General features: G+C 70.3%; 26 protein-coding genes and 1 tRNA gene. 15 read left to right on the forward strand and 12 right to left on the reverse strand.

The features are described 5' to 3' along the window. Positions 1-104, forward strand: a 104-nt coding sequence (locus ABD908_RS20825; RefSeq protein WP_344992318.1) for a hypothetical protein, incomplete at its 5' end; no start/stop codon positions are given. 53 nt (positions 105-157) lie between these two features. Further along, positions 158-1,027: an alpha/beta hydrolase gene (locus ABD908_RS20830; RefSeq protein WP_344999575.1), complete on the forward strand. Its 870-nt coding sequence runs from the start codon at positions 158-160 to the stop codon at positions 1,025-1,027. A 127-nt stretch (positions 1,028-1,154) separates the two neighbouring features. On the opposite strand, the gene ABD908_RS20835 is transcribed toward ABD908_RS20830, so the two are convergent. From ABD908_RS20835 to ABD908_RS20850, 4 genes are read right to left on the reverse strand one after another with little or no spacing between them, the layout of a single operon-like run. Continuing rightward, on the reverse strand, positions 1,155-2,408 hold the full coding sequence (locus ABD908_RS20835; protein ID WP_344999577.1) for an alpha/beta fold hydrolase: 1,254 nt from the start codon (positions 2,406-2,408) through the stop codon (positions 1,155-1,157). Further along, complete coding sequence (locus ABD908_RS20840) at positions 2,405-2,650, reverse strand: hypothetical protein (protein ID WP_344999579.1); 246 nt, start codon at positions 2,648-2,650, stop codon at positions 2,405-2,407. The genes ABD908_RS20835 and ABD908_RS20840 overlap by 4 nt, the downstream gene beginning before the upstream one ends. Further along, positions 2,647-3,288, reverse strand: coding sequence for a VOC family protein (locus tag ABD908_RS20845; protein WP_344999581.1), 642 nt, complete (start codon positions 3,286-3,288; stop codon positions 2,647-2,649). Before ABD908_RS20845 ends, ABD908_RS20840 begins: the two co-directional genes overlap by 4 nt. 33 nt (positions 3,289-3,321) lie before the next feature. Beyond that, complete coding sequence (locus ABD908_RS20850) at positions 3,322-4,068, reverse strand: maleate cis-trans isomerase family protein (RefSeq protein ID WP_344999583.1); 747 nt, start codon at positions 4,066-4,068, stop codon at positions 3,322-3,324. A 112-nt stretch (positions 4,069-4,180) separates the two neighbouring features. On the opposite strand from ABD908_RS20850, the gene ABD908_RS20855 reads away from it, so the two are divergent. Together ABD908_RS20855 and ABD908_RS20860 are read left to right on the forward strand one after the other, a co-directional pair. Next, on the forward strand, positions 4,181-4,897 hold the full coding sequence (locus ABD908_RS20855; RefSeq protein ID WP_344999585.1) for a TetR/AcrR family transcriptional regulator: 717 nt from the start codon (positions 4,181-4,183) through the stop codon (positions 4,895-4,897). Positions 4,898-5,005: 108 nt separating this feature from the next. Further along, positions 5,006-6,190 carry a ribonuclease HI gene (locus ABD908_RS20860; protein WP_344999587.1) on the forward strand — a complete coding sequence of 395 codons (1,185 nt, stop codon included), beginning with the start codon at positions 5,006-5,008 and terminating at the stop codon, positions 6,188-6,190. A gap of 36 nt (positions 6,191-6,226) precedes the next feature. On the opposite strand, the gene ABD908_RS20865 is transcribed toward ABD908_RS20860, so the two are convergent. Continuing rightward, entirely contained in the window at positions 6,227-6,793 is a 567-nt protein-coding gene (locus tag ABD908_RS20865; RefSeq protein WP_344999589.1) for a hypothetical protein, read from the reverse strand. 92 nt (positions 6,794-6,885) lie between these two features. On the opposite strand from ABD908_RS20865, the gene ABD908_RS20870 reads away from it, so the two are divergent. Beyond that, positions 6,886-6,956: transfer RNA gene (locus tag ABD908_RS20870), tRNA-Gly, on the forward strand. 178 nt (positions 6,957-7,134) lie between these two features. Beyond that, on the forward strand, positions 7,135-8,043 hold the full coding sequence (locus ABD908_RS20875; protein WP_344999591.1) for a toll/interleukin-1 receptor domain-containing protein: 909 nt from the start codon (positions 7,135-7,137) through the stop codon (positions 8,041-8,043). A 3-nt stretch (positions 8,044-8,046) separates the two neighbouring features. Here the strand turns inward: ABD908_RS20875 and ABD908_RS20880 are convergent, their stop codons facing one another. Then, positions 8,047-8,346, reverse strand: coding sequence for a tyrosine-type recombinase/integrase (locus tag ABD908_RS20880; protein ID WP_344999593.1), 300 nt, complete (start codon positions 8,344-8,346; stop codon positions 8,047-8,049). 16 nt (positions 8,347-8,362) lie between these two features. Here ABD908_RS20880 and ABD908_RS20885 point away from each other — a divergent pair, with 16 nt between their 5' ends. Continuing rightward, the gene (locus ABD908_RS20885; RefSeq protein ID WP_344999595.1) at positions 8,363-8,581 is read left to right on the forward strand and encodes a helix-turn-helix domain-containing protein; all 219 of its coding nucleotides are present in this window, start codon (positions 8,363-8,365) and stop codon (positions 8,579-8,581) included. 370 nt (positions 8,582-8,951) lie between these two features. Here the strand turns inward: ABD908_RS20885 and ABD908_RS20890 are convergent, their stop codons facing one another. After that, complete coding sequence (locus ABD908_RS20890; protein WP_344999597.1) at positions 8,952-10,217, reverse strand: threonine/serine exporter family protein; 1,266 nt, start codon at positions 10,215-10,217, stop codon at positions 8,952-8,954. 263 nt (positions 10,218-10,480) lie between these two features. On the opposite strand from ABD908_RS20890, the gene ABD908_RS20895 reads away from it, so the two are divergent. The 4 genes from ABD908_RS20895 to ABD908_RS20910 are packed head-to-tail and all read left to right on the forward strand — an operon-like array spanning position 10,481 to position 12,674. After that, positions 10,481-10,702, forward strand: coding sequence for a DUF4332 domain-containing protein (locus ABD908_RS20895; protein WP_344999599.1), 222 nt, complete (start codon positions 10,481-10,483; stop codon positions 10,700-10,702). Positions 10,703-10,721: 19 nt separating this feature from the next. Then, on the forward strand, positions 10,722-11,201 hold the full coding sequence (locus tag ABD908_RS20900) for an MgtC/SapB family protein (protein WP_344999601.1): 480 nt from the start codon (positions 10,722-10,724) through the stop codon (positions 11,199-11,201). A 20-nt stretch (positions 11,202-11,221) separates the two neighbouring features. Further along, positions 11,222-11,434, forward strand: a complete 213-nt coding sequence (locus ABD908_RS20905; RefSeq protein WP_344999603.1) for a hypothetical protein — start codon at positions 11,222-11,224, stop codon at positions 11,432-11,434. 28 nt (positions 11,435-11,462) lie between these two features. Continuing rightward, positions 11,463-12,674, forward strand: a complete 1,212-nt coding sequence (locus ABD908_RS20910; protein WP_344999605.1) for a cation:proton antiporter domain-containing protein — start codon at positions 11,463-11,465, stop codon at positions 12,672-12,674. Here the strand turns inward: ABD908_RS20910 and ABD908_RS20915 are convergent. The 3 genes from ABD908_RS20915 to ABD908_RS20925 all read right to left on the reverse strand — a co-directional run bounded on the left by ABD908_RS20915 (position 12,652) and on the right by ABD908_RS20925 (position 15,628). Next, positions 12,652-13,395, reverse strand: coding sequence for an ArsR/SmtB family transcription factor (locus tag ABD908_RS20915; RefSeq protein WP_344999607.1), 744 nt, complete (start codon positions 13,393-13,395; stop codon positions 12,652-12,654). The genes ABD908_RS20910 and ABD908_RS20915 overlap by 23 nt on opposite strands. Beyond that, on the reverse strand, positions 13,385-14,743 hold the full coding sequence (locus ABD908_RS20920; protein WP_344999609.1) for an MFS transporter: 1,359 nt from the start codon (positions 14,741-14,743) through the stop codon (positions 13,385-13,387). The genes ABD908_RS20915 and ABD908_RS20920 overlap by 11 nt, the downstream gene beginning before the upstream one ends. A gap of 102 nt (positions 14,744-14,845) precedes the next feature. After that, positions 14,846-15,628: a sulfite exporter TauE/SafE family protein gene (locus ABD908_RS20925; RefSeq protein ID WP_344999620.1), complete on the reverse strand. Its 783-nt coding sequence runs from the start codon at positions 15,626-15,628 to the stop codon at positions 14,846-14,848. Between the two features lie 87 nt (positions 15,629-15,715). Between ABD908_RS20925 and ABD908_RS20930 the strand changes: the two genes are divergently transcribed. Further along, positions 15,716-16,474 carry a helix-turn-helix domain-containing protein gene (locus tag ABD908_RS20930; protein ID WP_344999612.1) on the forward strand — a complete coding sequence of 253 codons (759 nt, stop codon included), beginning with the start codon at positions 15,716-15,718 and terminating at the stop codon, positions 16,472-16,474. A 4-nt stretch (positions 16,475-16,478) separates the two neighbouring features. Here the strand turns inward: ABD908_RS20930 and ABD908_RS20935 are convergent, their stop codons facing one another. Then, on the reverse strand, positions 16,479-17,087 hold the full coding sequence (locus ABD908_RS20935; protein ID WP_344999614.1) for a helix-turn-helix domain-containing protein: 609 nt from the start codon (positions 17,085-17,087) through the stop codon (positions 16,479-16,481). A 111-nt stretch (positions 17,088-17,198) separates the two neighbouring features. Here ABD908_RS20935 and speB point away from each other — a divergent pair, with 111 nt between their 5' ends. From speB to ABD908_RS20950, 3 genes are read left to right on the forward strand one after another with little or no spacing between them, the layout of a single operon-like run. After that, a complete protein-coding gene (gene speB, locus ABD908_RS20940) occupies positions 17,199-18,146 on the forward strand; it encodes an agmatinase (protein ID WP_344999616.1) in 948 nt (315 codons plus the stop codon). A 51-nt stretch (positions 18,147-18,197) separates the two neighbouring features. Further along, on the forward strand, positions 18,198-19,025 hold the full coding sequence (locus ABD908_RS20945) for a carbon-nitrogen hydrolase family protein (protein WP_385921663.1): 828 nt from the start codon (positions 18,198-18,200) through the stop codon (positions 19,023-19,025). Then, complete coding sequence (locus ABD908_RS20950; protein ID WP_344999618.1) at positions 19,022-20,737, forward strand: flavin monoamine oxidase family protein; 1,716 nt, start codon at positions 19,022-19,024, stop codon at positions 20,735-20,737. The genes ABD908_RS20945 and ABD908_RS20950 overlap by 4 nt, the downstream gene beginning before the upstream one ends. A 172-nt stretch (positions 20,738-20,909) precedes the next feature. Here the strand turns inward: ABD908_RS20950 and ABD908_RS20955 are convergent. Beyond that, positions 20,910-22,342: cytochrome P450 (locus ABD908_RS20955; protein ID WP_425584398.1), on the reverse strand; the 1,433-nt coding region annotated here is incomplete at its 5' end.

Genomic DNA, 22,342 nt, shown 5'->3' on the forward strand with positions numbered 1-22,342 from the left:
TCATCGCCCGGATGGCGTTCGGCTTCCACAGCCCCGACTCCCTCATCGCCCTCGCCATGCTCAGCCTCGGCGGTCACCGCCCCACCCTCCCCGGCCGGAACTGACCCACACATATGTCAGGAGGGCCATATATCACCTTGAGAAAGGAAGGGAACCCATGTCCGACACAGCAACTCAGACCGCCCCACTGAACATCGAGGTCGACGGCCTCGTGATGGGCGGTCGGGTCGCCGAGCCCTCCGGCTCACCGCGAGGGCTCGTGATCGCCCTGCACGGCGGCACATACGACTCCGGCTACTACGACCAGGGACCGGACTCACTGCTGGCGCTCGGCAGCCGGCTGGACTACACCGTGGCCGCCATCGACCGCCCCGGGTACGGCGGCAGTGCCGTCGCCGACCCGGGGCGACTGTCGTTCGCCGCCCAGACCGCGTCGCTGGCCGCAGCGGTCGATCGGCTCGCCGCCGAGTACCCCGGGCCGGTGGTCCTCATCGGACACTCCATCGGCGGCATGATCGCCCTCCAGGTCGCGGCGGCCACCGCGACGCCCCTGGCCGGTGTCGAGGTCAGCGGGCTCGGCGAGCTCTGGCAACCCGGTATCCGGGAGATGTGGGCCTCCCTGATCGGCGACGGCGCGGCGGTCACCCTGCCCACCGAGGGACACGCGCAGGTGATGCTCGGCCCGACCGCCACGCAGGCACCCGACAGCATCGCGCGCGATGCCGACCTCCTGCGGCCGCTCCCCATGCCCGAGCTCACCGACGTCGTCGGCTGGTCGGACCTGCTGCCCGCCGTTGCCGCGGCGGTCGCCATCCCCGTGAGCCTGACTCTGGCCGAGCACGACAACATCTGGCAGTCCGGTACCGAGGCGCAGGCGCTCCTGGCTGGGCACTTCACGGCCGCGCCGCTGGTCCGGGTCGATCGCTTCGCCGGTGCGGGGCACTCCATCGAGCTGCACCGCGGTGCCCGCGCGTACGCGCTCTACCAGCTGGCGTTCGCCGCGGCCTGCATCAGCCCGGTCGAGTAGCACAGAGCACAGGGCCCCAGACCGATGCGTCGGTCCGGGGCCCTGTCTCTCGTTATCGGGGTCACTCGTTATCGCGCTGTCCGTCCGGCGGTTTCACATCGAGCGACGACATCACGTGGCGACGCGGTCACGCCGAGACGTAGGAGCCGCTCGAAAAGCGCTCCCCCAGCCAGTTCCCCATCCGCTCGCCCGCGAGCGCCGCCGCCGTCGGCTCGCCGTCGCGGAGTGCGCCGCCGAAGTGCTTGCCCGCCACGCGCACATGGGTGACGTCGTCCGCGGCGATCGCCGCCACGATCTCGGCGGCATCCGCCGGGAAGCACGCCTGATCTCCGGTGAGTTCGACGAGCAGGGTGGGCACGTGTATCCCCTTGGCACACCGGACGAGTCCCGCACGGCTCGAGATCGCGGACCACGTCGACAGCCACGCCTCGGGTGTCGTGAGCCGACCGAAGCCGACGATGCCGTAGTCGGTGAGGTCGGGTCGGCGCCCGAACAACGACCCGTACGGGCGGTCGTTCGGGTCGAGGGACGGGTCGACGCAGCGTAGGTCGGCGTCGGTGCGGTGCACGGTGATCACCCCGGTCGCCAGGGCCGAACGGCGGTCTCCGGCATCGCCGGACGCGGCGAACCGGCGTCGGGCCTCGCCGGCGACCGCCAGCCGTCGGCGTGCGACGGCGTCGATCCGCTCCACCCGTCGCCGTTGCGCGGCGCGGTACTCCGCGACGAATTCTGGTGCGTACGATGATGGCTCGGGTGGCGGACGGAAGCCGTTGCGCGGGTTGTAGGGATCGAGCGCGGGCACCACCGACATCGGGTCGTCCTCGTCGGCGACCGACGGGTCGATCATCCGCCCGAGCAGGAGTCCCTGCCCCGGGTGCGGCGCCATCAGCATCAACCCGTCGGGCACCGGCATGTCGGCGTCGGGCAGCGGCACCGGCCGACCGCCGGGCGAGCTCGCGAACCGCTCCGCGCCGGGCAGCGCCGACTGCTCGATGTAGTAGCCGGCCAGCGCCGCACCGCCCGAGTGCCCGACGGAGACCACGGTCTCGAACCCGTACCCCCGCAGGAACCGATGTCCCGCAGCGCAGTCCAGCAGCGCCTGCTCATGCACAAGGGACAGGTCGCTCTGACCGCCGCGGGTGTTCTGCGTCCACACCGCGTAGCCGCGCCGCAGCAGCTCCGGCACCAGGACGTGGTGCGAGAAGTCCTGCCGGGGGTGCATGAGCACGCAGACGGCGGTCGCCCCCGGCAATGTCCGGAGCAGGCCGGCGACGGTCGCACCGTCGGCCGTGGTCAGCTCGTGGGCACTGGTGACGGTGTCGGCGGGGTTCGCCGCCGCTGCGAGATACCTTCCGGCGCCGATCCTCTCCGAATCGCTCATACCGCGACCACCCGCAGCGCGTTCTTGTCGTGCTGCGCGATCGTCGAGCCCTCGAGGCCCGCGATCACGCTGTACCACACCGCATGTCGGGCGCCGCTCGCGCGCCGGTCGACGACGATCTCCGACCCGCCGCTGATCCGGAAGTACGGTCCCACGCGGTCGATCGATACGCCGGTCCCCTCCGCGACGTCGATGACGCCGCGGTTCTCGGGCACGTCCAGGACGTAGAAGCAGGCGGTCATCGGGTCGCCGCCTCGTGATCGGCCGCCCACTGGGCCGCACGCTGGACGATGAGCTCGGCCTTGCGGGTCAACAGCTTCTCGAGCGACGGCGAATCCCCCTCTGCCACTTCGATCAGCGCGTCGATCGTGAGCTCCGCGTCGAGATCCTCCTGCGGGGTCACCGCTCGCAGCGCGCGCGTGATCTCCACCATGTACCCGTTGGGGTCGTGGGTGTAGATGGACTCGATGGTCTCGTGCATGACCTGCATCTCGACAGGCCAGTTGGACTCGTCGAGCCGGCGCCGATACTCGAGCAGGTCGTCCTCGTCCGCGACGTGGATCGCCAGATGGCGGGAGTTGACGAAGTACTGCGGGGTGCCTTCCGGGAGGCGAGCCCACGAGTCGCCGGGTGCGTCTGCGTCGCCGGTCTGCTCCAGCCCGAAGTAGTAGAAGAAGGCGATCCGGTCGCCACCGCCGATGTCGAAGAAGAAGTGGATGAAGTCGGGGTGCTTCTCGGGGCCCCAACCGGCCGCACAGATCGAATGGACGACGGGGAACCGCAGCACGTCCCGGTAGAAGCGGACGGTGGCGGCGGGATCGAACGTAGGGAAGGCGGCGTGGTCTACGCCCTGGACGCGATGCTCGGGTTTGGTGGACATTGCTGTCACTCCATACTTCTCGTGGGTGGGCGGTCAGGCGGGGACGGTGTCGGCGCGCAGTAGCGACCCGGCACCCGGGATGTCGACGGGCAGCGCCAGACTGCGCAGGACGGCGTACGCACCCGCGGTCGCGGCGGACAGGACCGGCAGGCCCAGTTCGCGTTCCGCCTCCTCGACGATCGACAACGAGGGCATCTGCACACACGCCGACAACACGAGCGCGTCCACACCATCGAGGTCCAGATCGCGCGCTGCGGCGAGGACCCGCTCGGCGGGGATGCAGCCGACCTCTGCATTGTCCGCGACCTCCAGCGCGCGCCAGTCGGCGATCTCGAATCCCTCATTGGCGAGGTAGGCGACCACCCGCTCGGCGAGCGGCCGCAGGTACGGCATGACCAGGGCGATGCGGCGAGCGCCGGTGTCCCGGAGCGCCTGGACCAGGCCGCCGGCACTCGACAGGACAGCCACGTCCGCTCCCCCGGTGGACAACTGCTCGGATACGGCCGCCTCGACGCGCTCGTGCTCGCCGAGCCCGGTGGCCATGATCGCGACGAGGCATGCGTACAGCACCGCATCGACACCCGCGTCGCCGACCTCGAGGACGCACCGCTCCCGTTGTGCGTTCATCGCCGCGAGCCCCTCGGGCGTCACGGCGTGCATCCGCATCCGGCTGGAGTGGAACGTGAACTCGACGCCGGGCACGTTCCCCAGGATGCGTGGCAGTTCGGTCTCGACGGTCACGTTCGAGCTCGGAACGATCAATCCGATGCGCTTGACCATGGGCGATGACTCCTGTCTAGACGGTTATGACAATGTTCTGACGGTACCGTCGAATTGTCAACCCTCCCGTCGACCATCGAGCTGCCGACCTGCACGTAATACGCTGGCTGGCATGCCGAAACCGACAGTGCGCACCTCGGGCCGACACGACCTGGTCCTCGAGCAGCTCATGGAGGCGGCAGAGGGACTGTTCTCTCGGCAGGGCGTGGCCGGCACATCGCTGCAGGAGCTCGCCGATGCGGTCGGCCTCACCCGGACCGGCGTCTACCACTACGTGAGCGGCAAGGACGAGCTGCTCGAGCACCTCGTCCGCGGCTTCACCCTGGAGACCGCCGAGTCGCTCGGCGCGCTCGCGGTCGATACGGAGCGCCCCGCTGCCGAGCGGCTACGCGAGGCCGTGGCCTCGGTCGCGCGGCGGGTCGCCGAACACCCGCGTCGGTTCCGGCTGCTGCTCACGAGTGAGGACTCGTTCCCCGAGCCGTTGGCGAAGCAGCATCGCGCCGCGCGCCGCGACACCCTCGCCGCGCTCAGCAGCCTGATCGACGCGGCCAAACAGGACGGGAGTTGCCGCCCCGTGGACACCTCACTGGCGGCGTTCGCGCTGCTGGGTGTCGCGAACTGGGTGGCGTTCTGGTATCCGCCGCGCGGCCTCGATCTCAGCCCCGCGCAGGTCGCCGACCAGCTCGCAGACATCGCCCTGGGCGGCGTGCTGAGCGACCGCACGCCCGACGGTGTCGACTCCGTGCCCGGAGCGCTGGCCCTGCTTCGGGAGGACGTCACCCGGCTCGAGCACATGCTGACCTCGTCACGTCCCAGCATCACGCCCTGAGGTAGCCGGCCGCAGCGTCGGCGCCAACCCCGTTCCGCTGCACCGTTGCACGATCCGGGGTCGGGTGGGCGCCGGAACATGTCGGTGGGTCGGTCCATCCTGTCGTCCATGGAAACTCAGGGGGGATTCGTCGGAGGCGGCCTGCTGTCTCGCAATCGGTCGCGGTATGTGGTGCCGCGGAGGCCCACGACGGCGATGTCGACCGCTCCGGTGCACATCGCGTTCGCGTCGTGGATGTATCGGTCGAACGATGATCTCGCGCAGCGGATCCGATGGGTGATCTGCGTAGACGAGATGCGGAACGGTTGGGCCGTCCGCGACATGACGCTGCACGAGACACGAGCACGGCATCCGATGCCGGAGATCATCGCCAGCGTGCTGGCGACTGTCGCCGGCCTCGATGGCCCGGTGTGGGTGGTGGTCTCGAATCGCCGGGCGGCCGTGGGCGCGCGACTGAACGCCGCGGGCGTGGCCGTCAGTGTCGGGCTGGGCTACGGCAACCGTGCCGAGACCGCCGCCGTGGAGATCATGCGTGAGGAGAGCGAGCGGGTCACCACGGACGCCGACGTCGCCGGCCCGGCCGCGGACGACGATGACGGCGTGCGATACCCGGACAGCGAGAAACATCGGTCGATCGAACACCACTGGTGGCCGACGATCCGCCGCGTCACCCCGCGCGAAAGCTGCGACCTGATCGTCGCCACCGACTGTTCCGTAGACCCCTCGGGGGTTGCCGCGACCGCCGCGATCAGCCATCGCGGGGACGTCGCCGTCGACACGATCACGTGGGACGAGCCGGCCAACAGGGCCGAGTTCGACGCGCTGATCCTGGGTCTGGAGCTGATCGCTGCGGCCTCGCCACGCGGCGCGACGCTCCTGTCGGACTCCGTCGACGCGGTTGCGGTCGCGCACGCATTGCATACACGCGAGGACCCCGTCGGCGGGTACCGCGGAATCGGGTACGCCGCACGCCGAATGTTTGTCGACCTGCTCGGAGCCATCCGGTGCCCGATACAGTTCCGCCACGTCAAGGGGCACTGCGGCCATCCTCTCAACGAAGCCGCCGACGAACTGGCCAACATCGCCCGGCTCGCCACCAGGTATCCCCGTGCCGTGGTCGAACCCGAACTCACAGAACGCATCTCATACGCGATGGCATCCGCGATCGAACAGTCGTACGACGAGCACGCGCACGCCGCGGAAAGGCCTACGCCAGCCTCTGCGCCCGGGCTGAGCTATTCGTTGGCGGATCGGCTGCCGCCAGGGTTCATCACGGCCGGGCCGCAGTCCTGAGGTCCGGGATCAGCGCGACGGAAGGGCGCCGCAACGTCAGAACGACTGAACGCCCGAGATGTTCACGTACATCCCATGCCCCGTCGCATCGTTCGTGAACCGCGTTCCGTCGAGCGTCGCCTGGATCGTCCATCCCATCGAGGTGTACGTGGTGTACTCCATCGTGTAGTATGGCGGGTCCCCGAGGTTGCCCTCGATGTAGGTGATCTCGCCGCCGGAGGTGACGTTCACCCCGTCGGCGGGGTTGCCGCTGTCCGTCCTGGGACCGGGTTGTTGGAACAGCACCTGGCATCCGACGGCGCCGACGCTCACCTGACACTGGGCCTTCCCCGAGTGGGTCTGCACGAACGTGTAACCGTTGCCGTTCACCGGGATCGGGGTCGCGGCCGCCGGGCCTACCGGAGACCCGGTGGTCGGGCGCGGGGCCACGGGCGTCGGCGCGACCGTCGTCGGGGTGGCACTCGGGGCGACGACGGTGCCCGGCACGGTGACGGTGACACCGGGAGCGGGCTGCGCGGTTCCGACGACTTTGCCCGAGCAGCCTGCGAGCACGACAGCGACACCGAGTACCGCGACCGCCCCCGCCGCATGCTGCAACCGCACCCCGTGTCCCCTTCCCTCGCTCCGCTCCACTGCAACGACCCGATTTCGTCAGGTCGACCGAACCCGGTAGAGTCGAACCGCGCACAGCGCACGCGGGCGTAGCTCAATGGTAGAGCCCTAGTCTTCCAAACTAGCTACGCGGGTTCGATTCCCGTCGCCCGCTCTCGACGAAAGGCCCTGGTCGGAGTGGGTTTCCGACCGGGGCCTTTGTCATGTCTGAGGCAGGCGCGGAGCGATCGACACCGCGCTGACACCGCGCGCCGCGAACGTGACGAACCTGTCGGACCTTCGCACTACAGTGGGTCGCGTCGGACTTGGTTCAGGGAAGGGACCTTCGGGCGGTGGAGAAGAAGACGCGCGCGCAGCTACTGGTGGAGCTCACCGAGAGGCTGGAGGGAATGCAGCGTTGGGATCACATGAATATCGTTCTGCAAACGTACGAAGTCCCGGCTGTCAGCGGAGACCAGTTCGACCCCTCGGTGTCTGATGTGATCTGTGAGGCTACCGACGAGCAGTTGCTTGGCCTGGCTGATTACTTTGGTGTCGAAGTGCCCGGTGCTGTACCAGTAGCTCCTCTCGCAGCCCCTGCCGCCCTGATGGAGACCGACACGCCGTTGTTCCTGTTTGCTTCGCACCTCTCGTCACAGAGGGTGTTGGTGCACGCTGTTGGTGACGAACTGGCGCGTTATGGAATTGAGCTGTTCGTGGCGCACGACTCGATCGAGCCGGATTCCTCGTGGCATGACGAGATTGTTGGCGCGCTGGATCGGTGTGATGGCGGCATTGCCTTCCTCCACCAGGGGTTCAGGGAGAGCCAGTGGTGTGATCAGGAGGTCGGCTGGCTGCTTGGGCGGCACGTCCCGGTGCTGAGCCTGAAATTTGACCTCGCTCCATACGGACCGCTCGGTAAGCATCAGGCTCAGACCGCACGGAACCTCTCGGCGGAGGCCATCGCAATTCAGTTGCTTGAGCGGATCGCGGCGAAGCCAACCTTCCGCACGCATCTTGGCCGTTCGTTGGTTAATGCGATGGCCAAGTCGCCGAACTTTCGGACCACCGATGCTATTTGGAAGCACCTTCGTGAGTTTGACGACCTGACCGCATCTCAGTTCTTCGCGCTGATCGCCGCTGCGAACAACAACAACCAGGTGTACAAGGCGAACTCGCCGCATGACGGTGGCCGCCCCTACGCCGAAGTCATCGAAGAGTTCGTCAACGGTCTTCCGAAGGCGACCGGGGCAGCGAGCTAACAGCTAACCCCAGCCTCGCAGCGGAGTGACGTTGTTCGGGCGCGGGCGTACCGCTGCGACGTTGCCGAGCGCGGCCATGGCGTCGCTGTGGTCGTCCTCGAATAGGTGGGCGTAGATGCCCATTGTGGTGTTCACGGAAGCGTGGCCCATGTAGTCCGCTATCTGCTTCGGGTGCAGTCCCGCGCTGACGCAGAAGCTCGCGTAGGTGTGCCGGAGGCTGTGGGCGGTGGCGTCTGCCGGGACCGGCCGCAGCTCATCAACCACCAGGACCAGGCTGGCGCGGAGGAGTGCGGGGCGGTACACGGCCTTGTAGTAGGTCTTGTGGAGTAGGACGCTGCGCCAGTCGAGTTCCAGGCGCGAGGGCCTGGGCCTGTCCCAAGAGGCCGCAGCCGTACAGTGCGACCTCCACTGGACGTACGTCGGTCAGGTCGAGCGGGGGCAGCGCTCACCTCGTGTGGAGAACGTCCTCAAGTTCGCGCGCGGCCTCGACACCACACCCGGCGCACTGCTGGATGGACTGCCGGTCGAAGCCGAGTAGCCCGCCGAAGTCAACGCAGCACGCGCTCGATAGACACTTCCGACACCGCGTAGACACCGCGTCCGAAGGCGTCTCGCGGCCGTTCGCGAGCGGTCTACGGGCGTCCGGAGGCGTACCGAAAGCGTCTGTGTACCTGTATGTTTCATTCGCCAGAGGGTCCATCGCCGCAGATCGAGTCTCACCACGTGAGACCGTCGAAAAAGTCTCCCAAACTAGCTACGCGGGTTCGATTCCCGTCGCCCGCTCCAGCGTGAAGGCCCTGGTCAGGAGACATCTCCGGCCGGGGCCTTCGTCGTCCCCGGGCCGAGGTATGCGGTTCGCGGCTACCAGCTACCAGGTCTGCCGAACCCGATCGGCTTGGTGCATCCCATCAGTCGTCCTGCACCACCGGCCCGGGGACGACGCGGGAGAGCCGCTCGCCCAAGGCCACCCCGACACCGAGCCCCACACCAGTGACGGCGGCGGCGAGGAACTGTGGTCCCCCGGAGGCCCGGAAGACCTCATGGGCGATGCCGAGGTACACCGTGAGCCCCGGCAGCAGCGCACCGGTGATGCCCAGGAGTGCCAGGACCGCCGCGGGATACGGCACGAAACGCGACCACACGGCGGAGACGAAGCCCAGGGTGACAGCGGCCCCGAACGTGGCCCAGTCGGCCGGCAGCCCAACGGCGTGCACCAGAACAAGGTTCACCCCCGCAGTGAACACGCCGATCACGGCGGCGGGAATCAGCAGGTCGCGTCCACCTCCGTTCGCCATCGCGTTCGCCATGGCACCGATCGCCGAGAACAACAGCCCGAGAGCGATCGGAAGTACGGGCAGGGTGAGGTCCCGTGAGCCGCCGATGTCGAGGCGCGCGCCGAGCTGTACCACCACCAGGGCGCCCAATGCGAGGCCCCCGCTGGTGAGGACCACCACGAACGCACGGGCCGTCGCCGCGCCGTACCGCTCGGCGACGGCGTCCACCACCGTCGCCACCAACACGGGAAGCGGCACGATCAGCATCCACGGAACCCCCACGCACGCCGCCGCATCGACCCAGGTCACCACGCCGATCGCGTGGGCCGCCACGATCAACGGCCCGCACAGCAACGCCTGCGTCGCAGCCCCGAACACCCGCGGAATCCCGAGCCGAGCCGCGAGCGCGCCGACCAGTGACGAGGCCACTTGGAGCACGGCAGCGACGGCGGCGGCGCGAGCGCCCACGCCGACCTGCCATGCCACGGCGAACGCAAGCACCGTCATACCGGCCACGCTCCACCACAGGGGCGGCCCCGGTCGTTCGAGCACATCGTCGAGCGCCCCCGGCAAGGCATCGGCACCGATGCGCCCGACCACCACATCGGCGACCAGTCGGTGCAGCCGCTTCATCGCCCGGCAGTCGACGGTGCCGAATGTTGCCGCGGTGCCGGTCCGGATGACCGACTCACCGTCGGGTAGCAGGTACTGCAGCGAAAGGGTGCGTCCAAGGTCGACGATCACCACGTCGCCGATCCCCAGCGCTCGGGCACATGAGAGGGCGATGTCCAGCGCCCCGCTGCCGGGGTGCCCCGACTCGATCAGCCCCAGCGCCAGCCGGAGTAGAGCGTCGACGCGCAGCCGCGCGCCGTCCTCGTCGAGCACGACATCCTCTGGCACAGGAGCAGTATTCCGAGTGCCGATGCCGCGGACGACCCGCGACACGGTAGTACAGCTCGATCATCGAGACTTCGGCATCAGGTGGTCCGCGCCGACCGCGGTATCGCACCGCAACCGATTCGCCCGATTGGTGGACTATCGACCCGATGGTCGGGAATCCGCGCACGGCACAGGCTCCCGCTTCCCGGCTGCGACACCACCCGTCACCTACGATTCGGCCAGACGGCCACCGCCCGTCGACCACGACCGAGAGGGAGCACGACATGTCCGAGCACGTCGAGAACGACCTGGCCCACCTCAAGGGCATCGGTCCCACGTACGCGACGATCCTCAAGGAGATCGGCGTGGACTCCATCAAGGAGCTCAAGCACCGCAACGCGGCGCACCTCAAGGAGATGATCGAGGCCCGGCACGGCAAGGTGGTCGGGCTGTCGGAGAAGGAATGCCAGACGTGGATCGACGAGGCGAAGGCGTACACCCCGTAGGTGCAGAGCCTGAGGCGGTATGCCCGAGCGTAGGACCGGCATGGTCGGCCTGAGCCAACAGCTGGTGCCGCTGGGCGTGGCATTCGTGCTCTCGTCCGTGATCGGCATCGAGCGGGAGATCCGCCACAAGGTCGCGGGCCTGCGCACACACACGATGGTCGGCGTCGGTGCCGCGATGCTGATGTTGATCAGCAAGTACGGCTTCGACGACATCCTGTCCGTCGGCCGCGTCGTCAACAATCCCGGCCAGCTCGCCGGCCAGATCGTGACCGGTATCGGGTTCCTCGGCGCGGGCATCATCATCGTCCGCCACGACAACCCGCACAACGTGATCACTGCGGCCAGCATCTGGATCGTGGCCGCCATCGGGATGGCCTGCGGCGCGGGCCTCTACCCCATCGCTCTGGCCGGCATGGCCTGTGACCTGGTGACGTCCCTCGTGTACACGCCGCTCTCGGAGTGGATCCGGTCACGGCCGTCGCCACCGAACCGCGAGTAGCCCGTACAGATCGGGCCGTCGTGCCGCTGCCCCTGAAGACGGGACCCCACACGTGGATCGACGAGGCGGCGCGGGTCCTCACCCCGCCGACGAGACCCCCGTACCCGTTCGCCGCAGTATCGGACACGACAGCGGTGGCGGCGATCGCGGATATCGAGGTGACGATGCCCGACGGCGCCCCGGCGACGCTGCGCAGCATCGCGGCCCTGGGCCTCGCTCCGGCCCCGATGTGACAGCGCGACGCGCCGTAGAGTCCCACGCATGATCGCCGCGATCCTGTGCGCGGGCGTGGCCCTGGTCGGCTGGGCGCTGCTCGCCGAGCCGCTGGCACGCCGAGGCGTCGCAGCGCCCATGGTGCTGGTGCTCGCGGGCGCCCTGCTCGGGCTCTGCGCGCGCAGCACGGTCGCCGACACACTCAATACCGCGGTCGCGCTGCGATGTGCCGAGATCATCCTCGCCGTACTGCTGTTCGTCGAAGCGACCGACGTGCGGGGCGGCCTGCTCGGCGCCCATCCCCGCACAGCGCTGCGGGCCCTGTTGGTCGCACTTCCGATCGGGCTCGCCGGCGCGATCGGCGCAGGCCTGATCCTGTTACCGCACACCGACGTCGCGCTCCTACTCGTGATCGCGTGCGTCGTGGCACCGGTCGACTTCGCCCCGGCACCGTCGCTCCTGCTCGGCCGCGGCGTGCCCACGCGGGTCCGCGACATCCTCAAGGTGGAGGCGGGGTACGCGGACGGGATCCTCAGCCCACTCATCGTATTCGCGCTGGCGTGGGTGGGAGTGGGTGCGCAGGCGGACAGTCCGCTCGACGCGCTCGCGAATGCGGCGCCAGCGGCCCTCGAGGCGCTCCTGGTGGGAGCGGTGATCGGCACATCGTTGGCCGCGGCGATGAACGCCACCGAACGCCACCACCTCTCGAATGCTCGGTCGCGGCGCCTGATCCTGGTCGCCGCGCCCCTGCTCGCGTGGGCCGCCGCCGTCGGCATCGGCGGGAACGGCTTCGTGGCGGCATTCGTGTGCGGGGTCGCGTTCCGCTACTTCCGTCGGTCCGCGGCCGCCGAGGACGAGCTGGAGTTCGTCGACGACGTCGGCGCCGTGCTCACCACCGTGATGTGGTTCGTGTTCGGCGTGGTGGCGGTGTACTCACTGTGGAGCGGTGTGCCGCTGCGGTGGATCGTCTACGCCGTCGCGACGCTGACGGTGGTGCGGCTGGCCGCCTTCGCGATCGCGATGGTGGGTTCGGGGCTGCGGCCGCGGGAGATCGCCCTGTTGGGTTGGCTCGGACCCCGTGGGACCTCGACCATCGTGTTCGGCCTGATCGCGTACAACGAGTTGCCGGACGCCGACGCGGCTCGCGTCGCCGAGGTGATGACGGTGACGGTGCTCGCCAGCATCGTCCTGCACGGCATCGGCACGCCGCTCACCGCGGGGCGCCGCGAGCGGGCGGTCAACCCGCCCAATCGATCTTGAACCGTTCCGCGAGAACGTCGGCGCCCGACGGGGTGACCCGCACCGCGCGGTAGGTGGGCAGCCGCTCGGCCCATCCGGCGGCGAAGAACCGGTCGGCGATGGCGCGGCCAGCGGCCCCGGCGAGGTGATGGCGGGTCTCGGTCCAGTCGATGCAGTAGCGCACGGCCGGCCGCCCCCGGCGGCCGCCGTCCGGAACGTGGATGTCCAATCCCGCCAGGAACTCCCGGCCCGGGTCGGTCAGCCGATAGTCGACCTCCCGGCCCGCGGATGCCGGCCGATCGGCACCGTCGCCCCGGAAGAGGCCGTCGCCACCGTCGACGAACCCGCCGTCGAGAAGCGCACCCATGATGCCGACGCCGAGCCGCCCGGCGAAGTGGTCGTAACAGGTCCGCGCGGTACGCAGCCGCGCCGCCCGCGTGGTTGCCTTGAGCGACCGCGCCTCCTCGGCAGGTGCGAACGAGGCGAGCCGCTCGACCAGGTCTCCCACCTCGGGCCCGGACAACCGGTACCAGCGGTGGCGCCCGTCGGCGCGGACGGCGAGCAGGCCACCGTCGACCAGCTTGCGCAGGTGCGCGCTCGCCGTGGGCCGGGAGATGCCCGCCTCGTCGGCCAATACCCCGGCCGCGAGCTCGCGACCCGACAACAGCGCCAGCAGGATCCGGCTCCGCGTGCGGTCGGCGAACAACTCCCCCACGCGCGCCAGATCCGCGTCACCCGACATCGCAGCCCACCTCCTCGTGGGTATGCGCGGTCGCGCGGAGGCTGGTGCGCACCCCGATCACGAGTATGACGGTGACGGCCGCGAACGCCAGCGCCAACGCGGGGGCGGTGCGCCCCGCGGCATTGAACACTGCGCCGAGCACCGCGACGCCGAGCGCGCCGCCGGTCTGCCGCGAGCTGTTGAGGACCGCACCAGCGAGGCCCGCGTGGGCGGCCGGGGCCGCATCGAGGGCGACGGAGGTCATCGCCGGCATCGCCAGCGATGCCAGCCCGACGGCGGTGAGACCCACGGTCACGGCGCGCGGATCGCTCGCGCCGACCGCCACGATCGCCGCCCCGACCGCGGCGCCGCCGAACCCCGCGAGCATCGGTATCCGGGGCCCGAACCGCGCGGTCACGAATCCGCTCGTCGTCGAGCCGGCTGCCACCACGAGGGTCATCGGCAGAATCGCCATGCCCGTGCCGAGCACGCTGTACCGGTGCACCACCTGCAGCCCGAGGCCCGCGCACAGCAGAGCGCCGTACAGCGCGAAGTTGAACACGAACCCGGTCGCGACTGCGCCCCGGAACGGACCTGGCCCCACCATGTCCCGCGGGATCATCGGGTAGGTGGCGGTGCGCTCGGCGGCGACGAACGCCGCTCCCACGCCTATGGTCGCGGCCGCGAGCGCCAGCGCGACGGCGCATCGGCCCTGGCCGATCTCGATGATCGCCGCCGTCCCGAGTGCGAGCGCGGCCGCCCCCAGCGCGGTCCCCCGGACGTCGAGCCGGCTGGGCCGACGGGCCGACGGCTCGGTCGTGAGCAGCACGGCGACGCCCGCGAGCACCGCGATCGGGACACCCACCCAGAACACCGACCGCCAGCCGTCCGCCGCAGCGAGCAACCCGCCGACGGGCGGGCCGGCCGCGAAACCCGTGCTCGCGACGCCGCCCCACACGCCGAGTGCCCGCGCCCGCGCCGCGGGCTGCGGGTACGCCTCGCCGATCATCGCGAGCGAGCTCGGCAGGATCAGGGCGGCGCCGGTCCCTGCCGCGACCCGGCACCCGATCAGCGCAGCCCAGCCCGGGGCGTATGCGCAGCCTGCGGTCGCCGCGGCGAAGAGCGCGAAGCCGAGCACGCACACCCGGCGGCGGCCGAACCGGTCGGCCGCCGGCCCCGCGGCGAGCATCAGCGCCGCGAACGGGATCGTGTAGCCGTCCACCGCCCACTGCGCCAGCCCGAGGTCGCCGCCGAGCGACCGCCGCATGGTGGCGAGCACCACGTTCACGACGGTCGCGTCGAACTGGATCAGCCCGAACGCGAGCGAGAGCGCGACGAGGGCGACGGCACGGCGCAGAGATGGTGACATGTCCCCACTGTGGCCGCGGAACGGTTCGGCGGCGAACGAATTATCGCGCCCACCTCTCACGGCCATCCCGACTCACCGTGGAGTCGCAGACGGAAGGAGACGTCACACCGCGGCGACCGTCATCGCCACGAGGGCCGCGGCGAGCATCGCCACGTAGCACCGTGCATGCACCGCGTCGGGGATCTTCGGGCCGCGCCGCCGCAGCCACACGATCACCGGGATCGCGCCGACCAGCAGCACGGCCGCGGCGCCCATGTCGACGGCGCCGACGACGCCGCCGTGCGCTCCCACCGGGTGTCCGCTCGCGCGCAGCAGGAACACCGCGGCCGCGGGTATCGAGATCGCGGCCGTGAGCGGATTCGCCAGGACGGTGGCCGATTCCATCGGATGGCCGGCCCGCCGCAACATCGGGACCGTGAGGACACTGCCACCGACGCCGAGAAACGAGGCGACAGCGCCGATCGGGACGCCGACCGCGGCGGGTAACGGGCGCGGGGCGCCGGCCGGACCCCGACGCAGGAAGCCTGGGCGAATGACGGTGTCGAGGATCGTCGCCGCCACGTAGGCGACGAAGCACCACGCGATCACCGGCGCCGAGACGAACCGCGCCGCGGCGGCCCCCAGCGCACCACCCACTGCGAGGAGCGCGAGCAGGGTGCCGCTGCGGCGCAGCCCGGCGAGAACCTCGCGCGGCGCGGAAGCGGTGGCCACCGTCGCGTTGACGACCATCACCACGGCCGAGGTCGCGACCGCGACGCGCATCGCGTCGGGCCCGAGCGCCGAGTCGGCCCACACGACGACGGGCACCGCGACGAACCCGCCGCCGAACCCGAAGAGGACGGTCGTGACGCCACAGGCGGCGCCGATGAGGACGAGGACCGGGATCAGCATGCGTCCAGTCCATCCGACCGAGACACCTTCTGACAATCGAAATCAAGCACAATACCTTCGACTTCCGGCACAATAGTAAAGGTGCGGAACATCTCGATCGACACCGTCGAGGACGCTCCCCGCGACGTGCTGCCCGTGGGCACCGACTATCCGGACGGCTTCGTCCTCGACTGGCATCGACATCGCCGAGCGCAGTTCCTCTACAGCGCCACGGGCGTGATGGTGGTCGAGACCGCAGGCGGCGCCTGGACGGTGCCGCCCGACCGCGCCGTCCTCATCCCATCCGGCGTGCGGCACCTCATGCGCACCTCCGACGTCAGCACCCGGAGCCTGTACATCGAGCCGGCCGCGGTGCCGTGGTGGCCCGATGCGTGCACGGTCGCCGCAGTCACCCCGTTGCTGCGCGAACTCCTGCTCGTGGCAGTCGATTTCGATACCGACTACGACCTCGCCGGGCGCGCGGGCGCGGTGGCCACGCTGCTGCTGCACGAGATCGCGGCACTCGCGCCGCTGCCCTTCCACATCGCGCTGCCCACCGGGGCCGATCTGCATCGGCTGTGCCGGGCCTACCTGGCACGGCCCGACGTCGGGGTGAGCAACGCCCACTGGGCGGCGGAGCTGAACTGCAGCGAGCGCGCCTTGACCCGACGATTCCGCGCGGCAACCGGCATCAGCCCGGCCGCATGGCGGCGGCGCGCACGACTGCTCGCGGCGCTCCCCCTGCTGCGGGCGGCGACGGTGACGGAGGTCGCGGCCCGCCTGGGCTACGCCACCCCGGCGGCATTCACTGCGGCGTTCTCCGCCGAGTTCGGCCTGCCACCGTCGCACACCCGCAGCTGATCGCTCACGGCCGATCGCTGCGCGTCTGGTAGGGCAGCGCGGGGACGATGGCCCACAGCACGCGGGCACCGTCGGCCCCCGCGGTGAACGAGTGCTCCCGACGTGCGTCGAACGTGAACGCGTCACCCTTCCCCAGGTGGACGTCGGCACCGTCGGCACCGGGGAACGCGATCACCAGCGAACCCGCGAGCACGAACGCGAACGTCACATCGGCCGGCAGGGAGTACGCCTCGTCGCCGCTCCCCCCGCCCGGTGCGATCTCGCCCAGGATCATCTGCAGCCGCCGCTCCCCGCCCGGCGTCAGGAGGAACTCGGCGACGCCGGTACCGCCGAACTCGATGGGCGGGTAGGAACCGGCCCGCACCACCTCGCCCACCGCCGGCCCCTCGAACAGCGCACCCATCGGGATATCCAGGGCAGCACAGATCTTCACCAGCGTCGCCACGGATGCGCTGACGGTGTCACGCTCCAGCTTCGACAGGTAGCCCTTGGTGATCGAGACCTCCGCCGCCACGTCCTCGAGCGTCCGCCGACGCGCGAGCCGTGCCGTCTTCAGCACAGCACCCACACGCGGTTCGGCGTCGGCGCCGTCCGGCTTCGCCGCCTCGGACATCCACCCTCCAGACACTTCGGTAGCCAGTCAGGAAACTCGTGTTGACAGAAGAGGATCCTACCCCCACACTGTGACTCGAAGCACACCAGCTCGTGAGTCGAGGAGACCCAAGTGCCCGACACCCCGATCGGCCCCGTCGACGCCAGCGTCGTCCCCCGCTACTGCGGCCCCGAGACGTTCGCCCGCCTGCCGCGCCTCGACCAGGTCGAGCAGGCCGCGGTCAAGATCCTGGGCATCCCGTTCGACACCGGCGTCAGCTACCGGCCCGGCGCCCGATTCGGGCCCGGACACATCCGCGCGTCGTCGAAGCTGCTGCGGCCGTACAACCCGGCCCTCGACGTGTCGCCGTTCGCGGTGCACCAGGTGGCCGACGCGGGCGACCTACCGGTCAACCCGTTCGACATCCAACAGGCGCTGCAGACCGTCGACGAGCACGTCACCGCGCTCCGCAGCGACGGTGCCAAGGTGCTCACCCTGGGCGGCGACCACACCCTCGCCCTGCCGTTGCTGCGCGCCGTGGCCCGCGACGTAGGACCGGTGGCCGTGCTGCACTTCGACGCGCACCTCGACACGTGGGACACCTACTTCGGCGCGCCGTACACCCACGGCACCCCCTTCCGTCGCGCCAGCGAGGAGGGGTTGATCGACCTCACCCGATCCATGCACATCGGCACCCGCGGGCCGCTCTACAGCGACAAGGACCTCACCGACGACGCCGTACTCGGATTCCAGGTGGTCCGCTCCGACGACTACGAGAACGACGGTCTGCAGTCCGTTGTCGAGCGGATGCGCCGCCGCCTCGGCGACGGTCCCGTGTACGTGTCGGTCGACATCGATGTCCTCGATCCCGCGCACGCACCGGGCACCGGCACGCCGGAGGCCGGCGGCATGACGAGCCGTGAGCTGCTGAACACACTGCGGGCGCTGGTGGGGCTGGACGTGGTGGGCGCCGACATCGTCGAGGTCGCACCGCCCTACGACCACGCCGAGCTCACGGGCATCGCCGCCGCGCACGTGGGGTACGAGCTGCTGTCCGTCCTCGCGCTCAACGCGCGCTGACGCTCGCCCACGGGATCGCGACCCACGACAGAGACGAGACTGGTGATCGACATGCCTGACACCGTGCTGCGGGTCGCGATGCTGCAGGGACCGACATCGACGCCGGGTCCCGCGTCGCCTACGACGGTGGCGGGCAACCTGTCCGCCATCGCCGCGGCGGCCCGGCGGGCAGGCGATGCCGGCGCCGACCTGCTGGTGACGCCGGAGATGTCCGTCACCGGGTACGACATCGGCGCGGCCGCAGCCGATCTCGCCCAGCCCGTCGACGGTGACTACCTCGACGCGCTCGCCACGGTCGCGGGCGAGACCGGCACGGCGATCGCGTACGGCTACCCGGAGCGGGACGGCGCCGCCGTCTACAACACCGTCACCGTCGTCGGTCCGGACGGCGCGATACTCGCGAGCTACCGCAAGACACACCTGTTCGGTGCGATCGACCGGGACCGCTTCGTGTCCGGTGACCGGCTGCCGGTCACGTTCTCGCTGCGCGGCTTCCCGTGCGGCCTCTTGATCTGCTACGACGTGGAGTTCCCCGAGGCGGTCCGCGCACACGCCGACGCGGGCACCGAGCTGCTACTGGTGCCGACCGGGCTGATGCGACCGTACGACCTCATCGCCGAGCACATCGTCCCGGCCCGGGCGTACGAGTCGCAGCTCGTGATCGCCTACGTGAACCGCTGCGGCACAGAGGATTCGCTCGCGTACTGCGGCCTGTCGGTAGCCGTGGCGCCGGACGGTGAGGTGCTCGCCCGCGCCGGCCGGGACGAGGAGCTGTTGGCGTTCACGGCATCCCGCGCGGCACTGTCCGAGAGCCGCACCGTCAACACCCATCTCGCCGATCGCCGCACCGACCTGTACCCGCGAGGAGACGCCCGATGACGCAGCCGGTCAATCCCTTCCACCCCGATGATCCCGCCGGGTCGGTGTCGCCCGCCCCCCTGACCATGTTCGGCCCCGACTTCCCGTTCGCCTACGACGACTGGGTCGCGAACCCGGCCGGGCTCGGTTCCGTGCCCGCATCGGCGCGCGGCACGGAGGTCGCGATCATCGGCGCCGGGCTGTCCGGCCTCGTCGCCGCCCGGCACCTGGCCGCCCTCGGCCTGAAACCCGTGGTGTACGAGGCAGACCGGATCGGCGGCCGCATGCGCTCCGAGCGCTTCGAGGGCTGCGACGACGACATCGTGGCCGAGATGGGTGCGATGCGGTTCCCGCCCTCGTCGACCACGCTGTACCACTACCTAAGCGAGCTGGGCCTCGAGACCGCACCGTTCCCCAACCCGCTCGCAGATGCGACGCCGAGTACTGTGGTCGACCTCAAGGGCGAGTCGCATTACGCCCGCACCATGGCCGACCTGCCGCCGGTGTATCGCGACGTGGCCGCGGCGTGGGACGCGACCCTCGCCGACCACGCCGACGCCGCCGAGCTCACCGACGCGATCCGCCGGCGCGACGTCCTCCGCCTCCGCGCGGTGTGGGGCCGGTTGGTCGAGCGACTCGACGACCAGACATTCTACGGATTCCTCACCGCCAGCCGGCATTTCCGCTCCTTCCGGCACCGCGAGATCTTCGGCCAGGTGGGCTTCGGCACCGGCGGCTGGGACACCGACTACCCCAACTCGATGCTCGAGATCCTGCGGGTCACCTGTACGGCCGCGGACGACCACCACCGCGGGATCGTCGGCGGTTCCGATCAGCTGCCGATGCGGCTGTGGGACACGCCCACCGGCCCCGACGGGCTGTCCGTGCGGGATCTCAACGGTGGGGCACCACGGCCCGCCGTCACCGCGATCCGCCGCATCGCGGGGGCGGGAGGTTCGAACCGGTACACCGTCACCGACGCGGGCGGCGAGACCCGGAGCTACGAGGCTGCGATCTTCACTGCGCAGGCGTGGATGCTGCTCAACACGATCGACTGCGACGACGACCTGCTGCCGATCGAGACCTGGACCGCCGTCGAGCGCACCCACTACATGGGCAGCTCCAAGGTGTTCGTGCTGGTCGACCGCCCGTTCTGGAAGGACCTCGACCCGGCCACCGGGCGCGAGGCGATGTCGATGACGCTCACCGACCGGATGAGCCGGGGCACCTACCTGCTCGACCACGGCGACGACCGGCCGGGCGTGATCTGCCTGTCGTACACGTGGTCCGACGACTCGCTCAAGCTGCTGCCGCTGGACGCGACCGCGCGGATGGACCTGATGCTGAAATCACTTCGGAAGATCTACCCCGGCGTGGACGTGCGGCGCCACATCATCGCGACGCCGAAGACGGTGTCGTGGGAGACCGAGCGCTACTTCATGGGCGCGTTCAAGGCCAACCTGCCCGGCCACTACCGGTACCAGGAGCGGCTGTACACGCACTTCATGCAGGATCGGCTGGACCCGCGGCACCGCGGCTTCTTCCTTGCCGGGGACGACGTCTCGTGGACCGCCGGGTGGGCCGAGGGCGCGATCCAGACGGCTCTCAACGCCGTGTGGGGTGTGGTGCACCACCTGGGCGGCGCGACCGCGCCCGGGAACCCCGGGCCCGGCGACGTCTTCGACGCCATCGCCCCCATCCGCCTCGGCGACGAGCGCGGGACGCGGTACTAGCCGCCTCCGCCGCCCACACGAGCCACACGAGATGCGGAGAACCCCATGCCGTCGCGTGGGGTTCTCCGTGTGCTGTGTGGCTATCGCGATCCACCTGCTCAGAGTGCGACATCGCCCCCGACCACCTCGCGCGAACCTGGTTGCTTCGGGAGGTCACGAGCGGCCGTCCGCATCAGCGCCGCGCCAGTGCGGTGACCAGTCCGCCGTCGGCGGGGATCATCGTGACGTTGCGGTGCCGCGGTCGCTCGCCGGGCCGGTCGGTGGTCTGCAGGTCCACGCGGCGGAGGATCTCGGTGACCACCACTTCGAGCTCGGCCATCGCGAGCCCCGACCCGAGGCAGCGCCGGTTGCCGCCGCCGAACGGCATGAACTGGTGCGGTGTGGGTTTCATGCTCAGGAATCTGTCCGGTTCGAACGCGAACGGCCGCGGGTACAGGTCGTCGCGGTGGTGCAGCATCAGGATGCTCACCAGCGCGACGATCCCGGACTCGATGCCGTAGTCGCCGAACCTCCACGGCTGCAACATTTCCCGCGCCACCATCGGCACCACCGGGCGGCTGCGCATCGACTCGCTGATCACCGCGCCGACGTACTCGCGGTCGCCGGAGTTCGCCGCCTCGACCGCACGCGCATACACCTCCGGGTGGCGGGTGAGCCGCTCGAACGTCCACGCGACCGAGTTGGACGTGGTCTCGTGGCCGGCCAGCACCAGGGTCAGCAGCTCGTCACGGATCTCGCTGTCGCCCAGCGGCTCACCGTCGTCGCCCCGCGACGCCATGAGCACCGTGAGGATGTCGCTGCGACCGCCGCCGTCGGCACCGTCGGCACCCTCGCGGCGGCGCTCCGCGATCACCTCGTAGATCGCCGCGTCCAGCGGCCGCAGCACCATCCGCAGCAGGCCGCGCGGCTCCCGGCTCCGGGCGTTGGCCAGCTGCGCGAGGGTGGCGACGGGGTGCGTCGACAGGTGCAGCAGTCGCACCATCGACTCCCGCACCGCGCGCTCGGCCGGCGTCGCCCCGGCGTCTGCATCGCTCGATCTGCTCCCCGAACCGATGCCGAACACCGCCGACATGATCACATCCAGGGTGATCTGCTGCCCGATATCGGCGAGCCGCACAGGCTCCCCCGGCTGCCACGCATCGATGCGCGCGGCGGTCGCGGCGGCGATGCGCTCGGCGTACGCGTCGACCGCCCGGCTGTGGAAGTGCGGCAGCAGCAGCCCGCGCTGCTGCTTGTGCCGGGGTCCGATCGCGGTGAGCACCGAGTCGGGCCCGAGGATCGGCCGCAGCGGCGAGAACCGGGTCGCCGACGGCACCACGGCGGGCGACGCCGTCATCAGCGACTTGATGTGCACCGGGTTCGACACCACCACGATCCGGCCCGGGCCGCCGGCGAGGTCCGAGCGGACCACATCGCCGTACCGGTCGGCGTACGCGAACAGCACGTCGCCTTCGCGCAGCACGTAGCGCAGCGAACTCGCGACCGGCGACCCACCCGGGTTCGGCGCCGGACGCAGCGCTGCGGCCTCGGCCTGCGTCGCAGGTCCCGCCTCGCCGCCGTCCCGGCCGACTCCGCTCGCGGCCGCCTCGGGGCGCAGGTGCCAGG

It is taken from the genome of Tsukamurella soli (genome assembly GCF_039541155.1).
Lineage (GTDB): Bacteria > Actinomycetota > Actinomycetes > Mycobacteriales > Mycobacteriaceae > Tsukamurella > Tsukamurella soli.